This is a genomic window from Pseudomonas sp. Sample_10, from assembly GCF_004321495.1.
Classification (GTDB): domain Bacteria; phylum Pseudomonadota; class Gammaproteobacteria; order Pseudomonadales; family Pseudomonadaceae; genus Aquipseudomonas.
Genome location: NZ_RCOE01000205.1, coordinates 23,673 through 39,312 on the forward strand (window position 1 = coordinate 23,673; position 15,640 = coordinate 39,312).

Here is a 15,640-nt window from a genome sequence, read left to right on the forward strand (position 1 = left end):
AAAAACAATGAAGCGGTTATTGATGATGCTTTTTGCCGGCCTGGTATTGGCCGGTTGTGCCACTTCTGGCCAGGATCCGTTGGCGCCCAAGACAGCCAACAGCGTCAACCTCAAGCGTTACCAGGGCACCTGGTACGAGTTGGCCCGTCTGCCGATGTATTTCCAGCGCGATTGCGCGCAATCCGAAGCCCATTACACGCTGTTGCCCGATGGCAACGTCGCGGTGTTGAACCGCTGCCTGACGGCGCAGTGGCAATGGGAAGAGGTCAAGGGCACGGCTTATCCACAGGTGCCGGGTAAAACCGACAAGTTGTGGGTCGAGTTCGATACCTGGTTTTCGAGGCTGATTCCGGGTGTGGCGAAGGGCGAATACTGGGTGCTTTATGTCAGCGATGACTACAAGACAGCCATTGTCGGTGACCCAAGCCGTCGCTATTTGTGGCTCCTGTCACGCACACCGACCGTGAACGGTGTGGTGCGTGAAGAACTGCTGAGCAAGGCACGCCAGCAGGGCTACGACACCACGCGACTGATCTGGCGAGCGTCGGATACGCAGATGGCCAAGACCTCGAACTGATCACTGCGCTACTGATCATTCCCACGCAGAGCGTGGGAACGATCAGCGGGGGGTTAACCCAACAAATCGCGCAGGACTTGGGTGAATGCCCGGTTGCTTTCCTCTTCGCCCGCATGCCGCCCGTCACGCACAACCCACTGGCCATTGACCAGCACATCCCGCACCTGCCGATCGCCACCGGCAAACAACCAGCGATTCAAGATCCCGTCGCCACTGGCCGTTGCCAGATACGGGTCGTTGCCGTCCAGCACCAGCCAATCCGCACGCTTGCCCACCTCCAGCGCACCAATCGGTTGACCCAGCGCCTGCGCGCCGCCATCGAGCGCCGCATCGAACAGCGTGCGCCCGACCATCGGTTGCTTGGCGCCATACAAGCGGTTGCGCCGCTGGTCGCGCAGACGTTGGCCATATTCCAGCCAACGCAATTCCTCCACCACGCTCAGCGATACATGACTGTCGGAACCGATACCCATGCGGCCGCCCTGGGCGAGGAAGTCCACTGCCGGGAAGATCCCGTCGCCCAGGTTGGCCTCGGTGGTCAGGCACAGACCGGCAATGGCCCGGCTCTTGGCCATCGACGAGACTTCTTCGGGATTGACGTGGGTGGCGTGAACCAGGCACCAGCGCTGATCGACGTCGACATGCTCATAAAGCCATTGCACCGGACGTCGACCGCTCCAGCTCAGGCAATCGTCGACTTCCTTCTGTTGTTCGGCGATGTGGATGTGCACCGGGCAGTGCTGGTCGCTGGCCGCCAGCACTTCGCTGATCTGCTGTGGCGTGACCGCACGTAGCGAGTGGAAGCACAAACCGAGTGTCTGCGCCTTTTGCTGCGCCAGTATGGGCTGCAATCGCGACTGCAGCTTGAGGTAGTTTTCAGTGCTGTTGATGAAGCGGCGCTGACCTTCATTGGGTGTCTGACCGCCGAAACCAGCATGGCTGTAGAGCACCGGCAGCAGGGTCAAACCAATTCCCGCCGAACTGGCCGCCTGGCTGATGCGCTGGGCCAGCTCGGCAGGGTCGGCATAAGGCTGGCCACTGGTGTCGTGGTGTACGTAATGAAATTCCGCCACCGATGTGTAGCCGGCCTTGAGCATCTCGATGTACAGCTGACGGGCGATGACCCCGAGTTGCTCCGGGCTGATTTTTCCGACGAGGCGGTACATCAAGTCGCGCCAGGTCCAGAAACTGTCGTTCGGATTACCCGCCACTTCCGCCAGCCCGGCCATGGCCCGCTGGAAGGCGTGAGAGTGCAGATTCGGCATGCCGGGCAGCAGCGGACCGCTCAACCGTTCGGCGCCATCTGCATGGGAATTGGCCTGGATATGGGTCAATACGCCGTCGGCGCTGACCTCAAGACGTACATTGTTGGCCCATCCACTAGGCAGCAGCGCGCGTTCGGCAAAGAAGGCGGACATGGTTCAGCACCCCATCGTGTGTTATTTGTATATACATATACAGACGTTTGCCTGCCCGGTAAACTCCGGCAAGCTAGCGATATTCACTAAACGACCAAGGATTAACCGTGCCGACTCCGCCTCCAGTCTCTCCGTTGGCCGCGAACATGGGCGACAGTCCGGCGCCCTTGTACGCCCGCGTCAAACAAATGATCACCCAGCAAATCGACAGTGGAAACTGGCCGCCGCACTATCGCGTGCCGTCGGAAAGCGAGCTGGTCAGCCAGCTGGGTTTCAGCCGCATGACCATCAATCGCGCCTTGCGCGAGATGACCGCCGACGGTCTGCTGGTGCGTATGCAAGGCGTGGGTACGTTCGTCGCCGAACCTAAAAGCCAGTCCGCGCTGTTTGAAGTGCACAACATCGCCGACGAAATCGCCTCTCGCGGTCATCGCCACACCTGCAAGGTCATCACACTTGAAGAAGAGGCTGCCGGTTCCGAGCGCGCCCTGGCCCTGGACATGCGTGAAGGGCAGAAGGTGTTCCACTCGCTGATCGTGCATTTCGAAAACGATATTCCGGTGCAAATCGAAGACCGTTTCGTCAACGCACTGGTGGCTCCGGATTACCTCAAGCAGGACTTCACCCTGCAAACGCCTTATGCCTATCTGAATCAGGTCGCGCCGCTGACCGAAGGCGAACACGTGGTCGAGGCGATCCTGGCCGAGCCGTCCGAATGCAAATTGCTGCAGATTGAAAAGGGCGAGCCGTGCCTGCTGATCCGTCGCCGCACCTGGTCCGGCCGTCAGCCGGTGACCGCTGCCCGTTTGATCCACCCCGGTTCCCGTCATCGTCTGGAAGGTCGGTTCCATAAATGAGCAGTCTGAAAGTTTTACGCGCAGTCGATTACCCGCGCATGCCGTGGAAAAACGGCGGCGGCAGCACCGAAGAAATCACCCGTGATGCCGGCACCGGTCTGGACGGGTTTGGCTGGCGCCTGTCGATTGCCGACATTGGCGAGTCAGGCGGGTTTTCCACCTTCGCCGGTTATGAGCGAATCATCACCGTGTTGCAGGGTGACGGCATGACCTTATCGGTTGACGGTCAGCACACGCGGTCGTTGTTACCGCTGGACCCGTTTGCCTTCAGCGGAGAGAGCAAGGTTTCCTGCACATTGCTCGGTGGGCCGATTCGCGATTTCAACCTGATCTACGCACCGCAGCGTTATGGCGCACGGTTGCAGTGGTTGAGTGGTGAGCAGCGGTTTTTCAGCGAGGCGGGCACGGTGTTGGTGTTCAGCATCAGCGAAGCACTGGAAGTGAAGGTCGGTAACAGCGCTTCGCAACTGGATCGGCATGATTGCCTGCAACTGGACGGTAACACCGGCCTGCTGGAAATCTCCGTCAACGGCCCATGCTGCGTGATCGAACTGACCACACGCTGATTCCCCGGCCAATGAGCCTCTCTGTGGCGAGGGAGCTTGCTCCCGCTTGGCTGCGTAGCAGTCGTCAATTCAACTAGTCGGGTACATCTGACCGATCTCGATTGAATCGTTACTGATCGTTCCCATGCTCTGCGTGGGAACGCATCCGGTGACGCTCCGCGTCACAGTCGCAAGAAGCGGACGCGGAGCGTCCATGACGGCGTTACCACGCAGAGCGTGGGAACGATCATCTGATTCGAAACTGCGCACCAACTTGTTACCTAACGCCCCAGCGTGGCGCAAAACCACGCTCATGTAACAAGCCCTCTCTCCTGCCACAAAGCCCTGCGAAAAATTTCATCTTCCTCAGACCCCTTGATCTACAGGCTTTCCAGGCCGATTCAGGATTTTTCTTGAACACACATCCAGTAAGTTGGCCGCTTGATTGCATATGCTTGTATGTACAAGTAAAGACGTATGCGTATGAGTCACGGAGACTCAACCGTCGTCCACTGATTCGCCGGTGTGCACTGATGCTCATCGGCTTGCTCGCCCACTGCCTGGGTTGGTTTTGGATTGATTGCTGAGGAGTTCTGTTCGTGACTAAATTTCGTGACGTTGAAATCCGCGCTGCCCGCGGTAACACGCTGACCGCCAAGAGCTGGCTGACCGAAGCGCCGCTGCGCATGCTGATGAACAACCTCGACCCGGAAGTCGCCGAGAACCCGAAAGAACTGGTGGTTTACGGTGGCATCGGTCGTGCGGCACGTAACTGGGAATGCTACGACAAGATCGTCGAAAGCCTGACCAATCTGAATGACGACGAGACCCTGCTGGTGCAATCCGGCAAGCCGGTCGGCGTGTTCAAGACTCACGCCAATGCCCCGCGCGTGCTGATCGCCAACTCCAACCTCGTGCCGCACTGGGCGAGCTGGGAACACTTCAACGAACTCGACGCCAAAGGCCTGGCCATGTATGGCCAGATGACCGCCGGCAGCTGGATCTACATCGGCAGCCAGGGCATCGTTCAGGGCACATACGAAACCTTCGTCGAAGCCGGTCGCCAACACTACAACGATGATCTGAAAGGCAAGTGGGTACTGACCGCTGGCCTGGGTGGCATGGGGGGCGCCCAGCCTCTGGCTGCAACCCTGGCCGGTGCTTGCTCGCTGAACATCGAATGCCAGCAGGTCAGCATCGATTTCCGCCTGAAAAGCCGTTATGTCGACGAGCAAGCCACTGACCTCGACGACGCACTGGCCCGTATCGCCAAGTACACCGCCGAAGGCAAGGCAATCTCCATCGCGCTGCTGGGCAACGCGGCGGAAATCCTGCCGGAACTGGTCAAGCGTGGCGTGCGTCCGGACATGGTCACCGACCAGACCAGCGCCCACGACCCGCTCAACGGCTACCTGCCGGCCGGCTGGACCTGGGATCAATACCGCGAGCGCGCCAAGACCGAGCCTGCCGCTGTAATCAAAGCCGCCAAGCAATCGATGGCCGTACACGTCAAGGCGATGCTGGACTTCCAGAAAATGGGCGTGCCGACCTTCGACTATGGCAACAACATCCGTCAGATGGCTCAGGAAGAAGGCGTGGAAAACGCATTCGACTTCCCGGGCTTCGTACCGGCCTACATCCGTCCGCTGTTCTGCCGCGGCATCGGCCCGTTCCGCTGGGCTGCGCTGTCGGGCAACGCTGAAGACATCTACAAGACCGACGCCAAAGTAAAAGAGCTGATCCCGGACGACGCTCACCTGCACAACTGGCTGGACATGGCCCGCGAGCGCATCAGCTTCCAGGGGCTCCCAGCGCGTATCTGCTGGGTTGGCCTGGGCCTGCGCGCCAAGCTCGGTCTGGCGTTCAACGAAATGGTGCGCAGCGGCGAGCTGTCGGCACCGATCGTGATCGGTCGCGACCACCTGGACTCCGGTTCGGTCGCCAGCCCGAACCGCGAAACCGAATCGATGCAGGACGGCTCCGACGCCGTGTCCGACTGGCCGCTGCTCAACGCCTTGCTCAACACCGCGAGCGGCGCGACCTGGGTTTCGCTGCACCACGGCGGCGGCGTCGGCATGGGCTTCTCCCAGCATTCGGGCATGGTGATTGTCTGCGACGGTACTGATGAAGCGGCCGAGCGTATCGCACGCGTGCTGCACAACGACCCGGCCACTGGCGTCATGCGTCACGCCGATGCCGGTTACCAGATCGCCATCGATTGCGCCAAGGAACAAGGGCTGAACCTGCCGATGATTACCGGCAAGTAACGCTTGCCCGTAGGAGCAACGCTTGCTCGCGATGAACGATAACGTGGTGCATCAGATACACCGCCATCGCGAGCAAGCTCAGCTCCTACAGGGACCGAATGAATTCCAATAACAATCCACAGAGGTTGAACCATGGCTGTTAACAGCGAACGTGCAGGCAGCAAACCGTTGATCGAGAAACGTTCGATCGACTACATCCCGGAAGCGGAAAGACACGGTCGTCTGTTCAGCCAGTTCACCCTGTGGATGGGGGCCAACCTGCAAATCACCGCGATTGTTACCGGAGCCTTGGCCGTGGTGCTGGGCGGTGACGTGTTCTGGTCGTTGATCGGGCTGTTGATCGGTCAAGTGCTCGGTGGCGGCGTGATGGCGCTGCATGCCGCGCAAGGTCCGAAGCTTGGCTTGCCGCAGATGATCTCGAGCCGGGTACAGTTCGGGGTCTACGGTGCGGCCATCCCGATCGTGCTGGTGTGCCTGATGTACCTGGGGTTCACCGCAACGGGAACCGTGTTATCCGGCCAGGCGCTGGGCCAGTTGTTTGGGGTCAGCGACACCGTCGGTATCCTCCTTTTCGCCAGTGTCATCGTGCTGGTCACGGTGCTCGGTTATCGGGTGATCCATTGGATCGGTCGCGTCGCCAGTGTCATTGGCGTGATTGCCTTTGTTTATCTGTTCAGCCGTCTGGTGAGCCAGGTTGACGTTGGCGCCCTGTTGCAAATCCGCCACTTCAGCTGGAGCAGCTTCTTGCTCGCGGTGTCGCTCGCGGCGTCCTGGCAAATCGCCTTCGGCCCCTACGTGGCTGACTATTCGCGCTACCTGCCAAGCAAGGTTTCCTCGGTGAAAACCTTTTTTGCCGCCGGTGCGGGTTCGGTCATTGGTGCCCAGGTGGCAATGGTTCTCGGCGTATTTGCCGCGGCTTCGGCCAACGGCCAATTCGCCGGTCACGAAGTGGCCTACATCGTGGGGCTGGGCGGTACCGGTGCCACCGCTGCGCTGCTGTACTTCAGCATCGCGTTCGGCAAGGTCACCATTTCCACACTGAACTCCTACGGCAGCTTCATGTGCATCGCGACCATCATCAGCGGTTTCCGTGGCGAACTGAAGGTCACGCGCCTGCAGCGTCTGGTCTTCGTACTGGCCATCGTCGGTGCCGCGACCCTGATGGCGTTGCTCGGCCAGCACTCGTTCCTCGGTGCGTTCAAGTCCTTCATCCTGTTCCTGCTGGCGTTCTTCACGCCATGGAGCGCGATCAATCTGGTGGACTACTACTGCATCACCCGCGAGCGCTACGACGTGCCGGCGCTGGCCGATCCGAACGGGCGCTACGGCCGTTGGAACGCCCTCGGTATCAGCGTCTATGTTTTCGGTGTGCTGGTGCAGCTGCCGTTCATCGCCACCAAGTTCTACACCGGCCCACTGGTGGCTGCTCTGGGTGATGTGGATATTTCCTGGATCATCGGTCTGGTGCTGCCCGCAGCCGTGTATTACGTGTGTGCGAAAAAGTGGCATGGCAGCGTACCCGATCACCTGATTCTGCCGGTCGAGCAGGACAGCGTTGTACAAACCAAAACAATCGGGGCCGGTCGCGCTGCGGCGCAGGCCTGACTGGACGTGGACAGGGCTGGATGCCTCTTGACTGCCGTAAGCCCATTCATGATTAGGAGCGTCACAACAATGAAATCGAACAAGACCCTGCTGACCGCATTGCTTTCCATGGGCCTGCTGGCCAGCGCTGGCGCCACTCAGGCGGCGGGTTGGTGCGAGTCGGGCAAACCGGTGAAATTCGCCGGCCTGAACTGGGAAAGCGCCATGCTCCTGACCGACGTGATGCAAGTCGTGCTGGAGAAAGGCTACGACTGCAAGACCGACAGCCTGCCGGGCAACTCCATCACCATGGAAAACGCCCTGAGCAGTAACGACATCCAGGTGTTCGCCGAAGAGTGGGTCGGCCGTAGCGAGGTCTGGAACAAGGCCGAGAAGGCCGGCAAGGTCGTCGGTGTCGGCGCGCCGGTGGTCGGTGCGGTCGAAGGCTGGTACGTGCCGCGCTACGTGATCGAAGGCGACGCCAAGCGCAAGCTGGAACCTAAAGCACCTGACCTGAAAACCATTGCCGATCTGGGCAAATATTCCGCCGTGTTCAAGGACGCCGAAGAACCATCCAAGGGCCGTTTCTACAACTGCCCGGCCGGCTGGACCTGTGAACTCGACAACAGCGAAATGCTGAAAAGCTACGGCCTGGAAAGCACCTACACCAACTTCCGCCCAGGCACCGGCCCGGCGCTGGATGCCGCCGTGCTGTCGAGCTACAAGCGTGGCGAGCCGATCCTGTTCTACTACTGGTCGCCAACTCCGCTGATGGGCCAGGTCGACGTAGTCAAACTGGAAGAAAAACCAGGCGTGGACAAGACCGTGACCATCAAGGTCGGCCTGTCCAAGACCTTCCACGACGAAGCCCCGGAATTGGTGGCCGTGCTGGAAAAGGTCAACCTGCCGATCGACCTGCTGAACCAGAACCTGGGGCGCATGAGCAAGGAACGCATCGAGTCGCCAAAACTGGCGAAGATCTTCCTGAAGGAACATCCTGAAGTCTGGCACGCATGGGTGAGCGAAGACGCAGCCAAAAAGATCGACGCGGCCTTGTAGGTCGAGTTTCTCCGGCTGTCGGCAACGGCAGTCGGACGCTTGATCGCAACCCCTTGATTGAGAGTCTCTTATGTTTCCCGAAAGCTTTACCTTTTCCATCGCCGACTGGGTCAACGGTTGGGTCGATTCGCTGGTGACCAACTACGGCGACGTGTTCCGCAGCATCTCCGATACGCTGCTGTGGGCCATCGTCAATCTCGAAGGCCTGCTGCGTGCCGCGCCATGGTGGCTGATGCTGGCGATCGTCGCGGGCGTTGCCTGGCATGCGACCCGTAAAGTCGTGACCACTGCCGTCATTGTCGGCCTGCTGTTCCTGGTGGGCGCGGTCGGCCTCTGGGACAAACTGATGCAGACCCTGGCGCTGATGATGGTGGCGACGGTCATATCGGTGCTGATCGGCATTCCGCTGGGCATCCTGTCGGCGCGCAGCAATCGCCTGCGTTCGGTACTGATGCCGCTGCTGGACATCATGCAGACGATGCCGAGCTTCGTGTACTTGATCCCGGTATTGATGCTGTTCGGTCTGGGCAAGGTCCCGGCGATTTTCGCCACGGTGATCTACGCCGCGCCGCCGCTGATCCGCCTGACTGACCTGGGCATTCGCCAGGTCGACGGCGAAGTGATGGAAGCGATCAATGCCTTCGGCGCCAACCGCTGGCAGCAACTGTTCGGCGTGCAACTGCCGCTGGCCCTGCCGAGCATCATGGCGGGTATCAACCAGACAACCATGATGGCCCTGTCGATGGTGGTGATCGCCTCGATGATCGGTGCCCGTGGTTTGGGTGAAGACGTGCTGGTGGGGATTCAGACCCTCAACGTCGGACGTGGCCTTGAAGCCGGTCTGGCGATCGTGATTCTGGCTGTGGTGATCGACCGCATTACACAGGCGTACGGTCGCGCACGGCATGAGGTGAGCAAATGAACAACGCAACCGTGAGCAAGATCGAAGTCAAAAACGTCTTCAAGATTTTCGGCAACCGTTCCAAAGACGCGCTGGCCATGGTCGGCCAGGGCAAGACCAAAGAACAGGTGCTGGCCGAAACCGGCTGCGTGGTCGGGGTCAACGATCTGTCCTTGAGCATCGGCAGCGGCGAGATTTTCGTGATCATGGGCTTGTCGGGCTCCGGCAAGTCGACGCTGGTACGCCACTTCAATCGCCTGATCGACCCGACCAGCGGTGCGATCCTGGTGGACGGTGTGGACATCCTGCAATACGACATGGAAGCCCTGCGCGAATTTCGCCGGCGCAAGATCAGCATGGTGTTCCAGAGCTTCGGCCTGTTGCCGCACAAGAGCGTGCTGGACAACGTTGCCTACGGCCTGAAAGTCCGTGGCGAAAGCAAAGCCCTGTGCAACGAACGCGCGCTGCACTGGATCAACACCGTGGGCCTCAAGGGCTACGAAAACAAATACCCGCATCAGCTCTCGGGTGGCATGCGTCAGCGCGTGGGCCTGGCCCGTGCATTGGCGGCCGACACCGACATCATCCTGATGGACGAAGCCTTCAGTGCTCTCGATCCGCTGATCCGCGCCGAGATGCAGGACCAGTTGCTGGAGCTGCAAAAGACCCTGCACAAGACCATCGTCTTCATCACCCACGACCTCGACGAGGCCGTACGCATCGGCAATCGCATCGCGATCCTCAAGGACGGCCGCCTGATCCAGGTCGGCACGCCGAAAGAGATCCTGCATTCGCCGGCGGATGAATATGTCGACCGGTTCGTGCAGCGGCGGGCTGCGGTGGTCTAAAAACTGGCGGTGTCTGTACCGGCCCCATCGCTGGCAAGCCAGCTCCCACAGTGTTCTGGTGTGTGAACACAATAGGGGCAATATGTCCCGTCCCTGTGGGAGCTGGCTTGCCAGCGATGAGGCCGGTGAAGTTGCATCAATATTCAGGTTGTAAGCACGAGGTTGAAGATGTCCCAGGCTGAAAAAATCGTTATCGCCGACGCGCCGTTGCGTTGGCAGGATGTGGTTGCCGTAGCCCGCCATGGCGCACAGCTCGAGCTGTCGGCGCAGGTGTGGGACCGCATCGAAAACGCCCAGGCGATCGTCCAGCGCATCGTCGCCAGCGGCGAGCGCGCCTACGGCGTGAACACCGGCCTGGGCGCCTTGTGCAACGTCTCGCTCAAAGACGAACAACTCAGCCAACTCTCGCGCAACACCTTGCTCAGCCATGCCTGTGGCGTTGGTGCACCGCTGGCCGACGAGCAGACGCGCGCAATCATCTGCGCTGCCATCCGCAATTACAGCCAGGGAAAATCCGGCATTCACCGCCGGGTCGTCGAAGCGCTGCTGGCGCTGCTCAATCGCGGTATCACCCCACAAGTGCCCTCTCAGGGCTCGGTTGGCTACCTGACCCACATGGCGCACATCGGCATTGCGCTGCTGGGCGTCGGCAACGTCAGCTATCGCGGGCAAATCGTGCCGGCGCAGCAGGCGCTGGCGCAAGAAGGCCTGCAACCGGTCCAGCTCGGTGCCAAGGACGGTCTGTGCCTGGTCAACGGCACCCCGTGCATGACCGGCCTCAGCAGCCTGGCAATTGCCGACGCCACGCGTCTGTTGCAGTGGGCCGACGTAATCAGTGCCATGAGCTTCGAAGCCCAGCGTGGCCAGATCGCCGCATTCGATGCCGAGATCATTGCGCTCAAGCCGCACCCGGGTATGCAACAGGTCGGCATCAACCTGCGCGCGCTGCTCGATGGCAGTGAAGTGATCGCCCAGAGCAAAGGCATTCGCACCCAGGATGCCTTGAGCATCCGCTCGATTCCCCAAGTGCATGGCGCCGCTCGCGATCAACTCGAGCATGCGATCAAACAGATTGAAATCGAACTCAACGGCTGCACCGATAACCCGCTGCTGTTGGGTACGCCGGACAACTTCCGCGTCATGTCCCAAGCCAACCCGCACGGCCAGTCCGTGGCACTGGCGGCGGATCTGCTGGCCATCGCCATGGCGGAAATCGGCTCCATCGCCGAGCGTCGCCTGGATCGTTTGATCAACCCGCACGTCAGTGGTCTGCCGGCGTTTCTGGTGGCCAATCCGGGGGTGAACTCCGGAATGATGATCGTGCAATACGTCGCCGCTTCGCTGTGTGCGGAAAACCGCCAACTGGCGCAACCCGCGGTGCTGGACAACTACGTGACCTCGGGCCTGCAGGAAGATCACCTGAGCCTGGGCACCAACGCCGCGCTGAAACTGCATCGCGCGCTGGAAAACTGCACGCAGATCCTCGCCATCGAGTACCTGTTGGCGGCCCAGGCATTCGAATTCCTCAAGGAACAACGCTTCGGCGCTGGTACCGATGCCGCCTGGCGTCTGCTGCGTGAACGTGTGCCAGCCTACGATCAGGATCGTTGGCTGGCGCCGGACATTGCCGCCGCTGCTGCTGTACTGAAAGAACCGAATTTGTTGCACAAGGCTTTACCGAACCTCAACTGATTTCAACATAAGCCAGCGTGCCAAGGCGCCAGCCCCCCAAAAGGTGGGAAGCGACGGACAACGGACATCTCCGGAGCGTCTGGTTAGTTAATAAAAACTCTCAAAAGGAGAATGAATGTGACTGCGCTTAATTTGATCCCTGGCCAACTGACGCTCGCTCAACTGCGTGATGTCTATCAGCAACCGGTGAAACTGACCCTCGACAACAGCGCATCAAGGCAGATCGAAGCCAGTGTTGCCTGCGTGGAGCAGATCCTCGCCGAAAACCGCACGGCCTACGGCATCAACACCGGTTTCGGCCTGCTGGCTTCGACCCGCATCGCCAGTGAAGACCTGGAAAACCTCCAGCGTTCGCTGGTGTTATCGCACGCCGCGGGTGTCGGCCAACCGATCAGCGACGACCTGGTCCGACTGATCATGGTGCTCAAGGTCAACAGCCTCAGCCGTGGTTTCTCCGGCATCCGCCGGGTGGTGATCGACGCGCTGATCGCGCTGATCAACGCCGAGGTTTACCCGCACATTCCATTGAAAGGTTCGGTCGGTGCATCCGGTGACCTGGCGCCATTGGCCCACATGTCGCTGGTGCTGCTGGGCGAAGGCAAGGCGCGCTACAAGGGCGAGTGGATGGAAGCTACCGAAGCGCTGAAAGTCGCCGGCTTGACCCCGCTGACCCTGGCGGCGAAAGAAGGTTTGGCACTGCTCAATGGCACCCAAGTGTCCACTGCGTTTGCCTTGCGTGGCCTGTTCGAGGGTGAAGACCTGTTCGCCGGTGCCCTGGCGCTGGGCGGCCTGACCGTTGAGGCGGTTTTGGGCTCGCGCTCGCCGTTCGACGCACGCATCCACGCGGCCCGTGGCCAGAAAGGCCAGATCGACGCCGCCGCCGCGTATCGCGACCTGCTGGGTGAGCGCAGCGAAGTCTCCGACTCCCATGAAAACTGCGAGAAGGTTCAAGACCCTTACTCCTTGCGTTGCCAGCCACAGGTCATGGGCGCCTGCCTGACCCAATTCCGTCAGGCGGCCGAAGTGCTGGCTGTCGAAGCCAACGCTGTGTCGGACAACCCGCTGGTATTCGCTGCTGAAGGCGACGTGATTTCCGGTGGCAACTTCCACGCCGAGCCGGTGGCGATGGCCGCGGACAACATGGCCTTGGCCATTGCGGAAATCGGCTCCCTGAGCGAGCGCCGCATCTCCCTGATGATGGACAAGCACATGTCGCAACTGCCGCCGTTCCTGGTGGCCAACGGTGGTGTGAACTCCGGTTTCATGATCGCCCAGGTGACCGCCGCGGCACTGGCCAGCGAGAACAAGGCGCTGTCCCATCCGCATTCGGTGGACAGCCTGCCGACCTCCGCCAACCAGGAAGACCACGTGTCCATGGCTCCGGCAGCCGGCAAGCGCCTGTGGGAAATGGCCGAGAACACTCGCGGGATTCTCGCAGTGGAATGGCTGGCAGCGGTTCAGGGTCTGGACCTGCGCAATGGTCTGAAGACCTCGCCGAAGCTGGAACAGGCTCGGGCGATTCTGCGCAAGGAAGTGCCGTTTTATGAGAAGGACCGGTTCTTTGCACCGGATATCAATGCGGCGACCGAGTTGTTGGCTTCGCGTTGCCTGAGCGAATTGGTGTCGGCGAAATTGCTGCCTAGCCTCTAACCCCACCCACCGATCGTTCCCACGCTCTGCGTGGGAATGCAGCCCGTGACGCTCCGCGTCACTGGACGCAGAGCGTCCCTTGAGGCATTCCCACGCGGAGCATGGGAACGATCAAAGACGAGGAACTCGGGATGAAAACCCTCTGGCAACACTGCCACGTCGCAACCATGGCGCAGGGCGTTTACTCGATCATCGAGGACGCCGCCATCGTGACGTCCGGTGCACTCATCGAGTGGATCGGCCCTCGCGCCGAACTCCCGGCGGGCGAATACCCGGCGGTCAACGATTTGAAAGGGGCCTGGGTCACGCCGGGCCTGATTGACTGCCACACGCATACAGTGTTCGGCGGCAACCGCAGCGGTGAATTCGAGCAGCGGCTGCAAGGCGTCAGCTACGCGGAAATCGCCGCAGCCGGGGGTGGAATCGCCAGCACCGTGCGCGCCACCCGTGCTGCCAGCGAAGATGAACTGTTCGCCAGTGCCGCCAAGCGTCTGAAAAGCCTGATGCGTGATGGTGTCACCAGCATTGAAATCAAATCCGGCTACGGCCTGGACCTGGCCAACGAACGCAAGATGTTGCGCGTGGCCCGTCGTCTCGGTGCCGAACTGCCGGTCAGCGTGCGCAGCACCTGCCTGGCGGCGCACGCCTTGCCACCGGAATACAAGGATCGTGCTGACGACTACATCGAGCACATCTGCGCAGAAATGCTCCCGGCCCTGGCCGCCGAAGGGTTGGTGGACGCGGTGGACGCGTTCTGTGAATACCTGGCGTTTTCGCCGGCGCAGGTCGAGCGTGTTTTCATCACTGCCCGGGAATTGGGTTTACCAGTGAAACTGCACGCCGAGCAATTGTCGTCGTTGCACGGTTCGAGTCTGGCCGCGCGTTACCACGCATTGTCCGCCGATCACCTGGAATTCATGACCGAAGACGACGCCATCGCCATGGCCGAGGCCGGCACGGTCGCCGTGCTGCTGCCCGGAGCCTTTTACTTCCTGCGCGAAACCCAATTGCCGCCGATGGATGCCCTGCGCAAACACGGGGTAAAAATCGCCATCGCCAGCGACCTCAATCCGGGCACATCGCCGGGACTGTCGCTACGCCTGATGCTGAACATGGCGTGTACCTGTTTCCGCATGACCCCGGAAGAGGCCCTGGCCGGCGCGACCCTTCATGCCGCCACTGCCTTGGGCATGGCCGACACCCACGGCTCACTGGAGGCCGGCAAGGTCGCGGATTTTGTCGCCTGGCAAATCGATCGTCCGGCCGACCTGTGTTACTGGCTGGGCGGCGACCTGGAAAAACGCGTCGTGCGTCACGGCGTCGAAACGAGTCTGTAGGAGAGCAGTTGTGGATAAGGTTCTGAACTTCAAACAAGGCCGCGTACCGCTGCTGATCAGCATGCCCCACGCCGGTGTTCGCCTGACGCCTGCAGTCGAAGCCGGGCTGATACCCGACGCGAAAAGCCTGCCGGACACCGACTGGCACATCCCGCAGCTTTACGATTTCGCCGCCGAGCTGGGTGCCAGCACCCTGGCCGCCGAGTATTCGCGTTTCGTCATCGACCTCAACCGGCCGTCCGACGACAAACCTTTATACGTCGGCGCTACCACCGGCCTGTATCCGGCGACGCTGTTCGATGGCATTCCATTGTTCCGTGAGGGTATGGAACCTTCGAAAGAGGAGCGTGCGACGTATCTGCAGCAGATCTGGACGCCATATCACAGCACCTTGCAAAACGAGCTGGCGCGCCTCAAAGCCGAGTTCGGTTACGCGCTGCTGTTCGATGCACATTCGATCCGCTCGATCATCCCGCACCTGTTCGACGGCAAGTTGCCGGACTTCAACCTCGGCACTTTCAACGGCGCCAGTTGTGACCCGCAATTGGCCGGTCAGCTGGAAGCCATCTGCGCGCGCCACGGCGACTACAGCCATGTGCTTAACGGTCGCTTCAAGGGCGGTCACATCACCCGACACTACGGTAATCCAGCCGAAAACATCCATGCCGTGCAACTGGAGTTGGGCCAGTGCACGTACATGGAAGAATTCGAGCCGTTCCGCTATCGAGCGGATCTGGCAGAGCCGACGCGGGTGGTGTTGAAGGAACTGCTGCAAGGCTTGCTCGCATGGGGCGAGCAACACTACCGGTGACTGATCGTTCCCACGCTCCGCGTGGGAATCCCTCCCTGGCCGTATTACCACGCAAAGCGTGGGAACGATTGATCGAGACAGTCGCCTCCGTGCA

At 60.7% G+C, this 15,640-nt stretch carries 13 protein-coding genes; 12 read left to right on the plus strand and 1 reads right to left on the minus strand.

The genetic code is table 11. The annotated features are described in order from the left end of the window. Positions 1-7: 7 nt before the first annotated feature. Positions 8-577: a lipocalin family protein gene (locus D8U18_RS19800; RefSeq protein ID WP_056852223.1), complete on the plus strand. Its 570-nt coding sequence runs from the start codon at positions 8-10 to the stop codon at positions 575-577. A gap of 53 nt (positions 578-630) precedes the next feature. On the opposite strand, the gene D8U18_RS19805 is transcribed toward D8U18_RS19800, so the two are convergent. Then, positions 631-1,995, minus strand: coding sequence for a formimidoylglutamate deiminase (locus D8U18_RS19805; RefSeq protein WP_056852224.1), 1,365 nt, complete (start codon positions 1,993-1,995; stop codon positions 631-633). Positions 1,996-2,141: 146 nt separating this feature from the next. Between D8U18_RS19805 and hutC the strand changes: the two genes are divergently transcribed. The 11 genes from hutC (at position 2,142) to hutG (ending at position 15,546) form a co-directional block, all read left to right on the plus strand. Further along, the gene (hutC, locus tag D8U18_RS19810; protein ID WP_162135916.1) at positions 2,142-2,852 is read left to right on the plus strand and encodes a histidine utilization repressor; all 711 of its coding nucleotides are present in this window, start codon (positions 2,142-2,144) and stop codon (positions 2,850-2,852) included. Continuing rightward, positions 2,849-3,418, plus strand: a complete 570-nt coding sequence (locus tag D8U18_RS19815) for a HutD family protein (protein ID WP_130903882.1) — start codon at positions 2,849-2,851, stop codon at positions 3,416-3,418. The genes hutC and D8U18_RS19815 overlap by 4 nt, the downstream gene beginning before the upstream one ends. Before the next feature lie 578 nt (positions 3,419-3,996). After that, the gene (gene hutU, locus D8U18_RS19820; RefSeq protein WP_056852226.1) at positions 3,997-5,664 is read left to right on the plus strand and encodes a urocanate hydratase; all 1,668 of its coding nucleotides are present in this window, start codon (positions 3,997-3,999) and stop codon (positions 5,662-5,664) included. A gap of 132 nt (positions 5,665-5,796) precedes the next feature. Then, positions 5,797-7,269 (plus strand): cytosine permease, encoded by a 1,473-nt coding sequence (locus D8U18_RS19825; RefSeq protein WP_056852227.1) that lies wholly within the window; start codon positions 5,797-5,799, stop codon positions 7,267-7,269. A gap of 69 nt (positions 7,270-7,338) precedes the next feature. Then, positions 7,339-8,307: an ABC transporter substrate-binding protein gene (locus D8U18_RS19830; protein ID WP_131108218.1), complete on the plus strand. Its 969-nt coding sequence runs from the start codon at positions 7,339-7,341 to the stop codon at positions 8,305-8,307. Between the two features lie 70 nt (positions 8,308-8,377). Further along, positions 8,378-9,229, plus strand: a complete 852-nt coding sequence (locus tag D8U18_RS19835; protein ID WP_008058061.1) for a proline/glycine betaine ABC transporter permease — start codon at positions 8,378-8,380, stop codon at positions 9,227-9,229. Beyond that, positions 9,226-10,056 (plus strand): glycine betaine/L-proline ABC transporter ATP-binding protein, encoded by an 831-nt coding sequence (locus tag D8U18_RS19840; RefSeq protein WP_056852229.1) that lies wholly within the window; start codon positions 9,226-9,228, stop codon positions 10,054-10,056. Before D8U18_RS19835 ends, D8U18_RS19840 begins: the two co-directional genes overlap by 4 nt. Before the next feature lie 168 nt (positions 10,057-10,224). Next, entirely contained in the window at positions 10,225-11,748 is a 1,524-nt protein-coding gene (gene hutH / locus D8U18_RS19845) for a histidine ammonia-lyase (RefSeq protein WP_056852230.1), read from the plus strand. Positions 11,749-11,859: 111 nt separating this feature from the next. Then, complete coding sequence (gene hutH, locus D8U18_RS19850) at positions 11,860-13,398, plus strand: histidine ammonia-lyase (RefSeq protein WP_130903886.1); 1,539 nt, start codon at positions 11,860-11,862, stop codon at positions 13,396-13,398. 131 nt (positions 13,399-13,529) lie between these two features. Further along, positions 13,530-14,735, plus strand: coding sequence for an imidazolonepropionase (hutI, locus tag D8U18_RS19855; protein WP_130903887.1), 1,206 nt, complete (start codon positions 13,530-13,532; stop codon positions 14,733-14,735). A 10-nt stretch (positions 14,736-14,745) separates the two neighbouring features. After that, entirely contained in the window at positions 14,746-15,546 is an 801-nt protein-coding gene (hutG, locus tag D8U18_RS19860; protein WP_056852232.1) for an N-formylglutamate deformylase, read from the plus strand. The last annotated feature ends 94 nt before the right edge of the window (positions 15,547-15,640 follow it).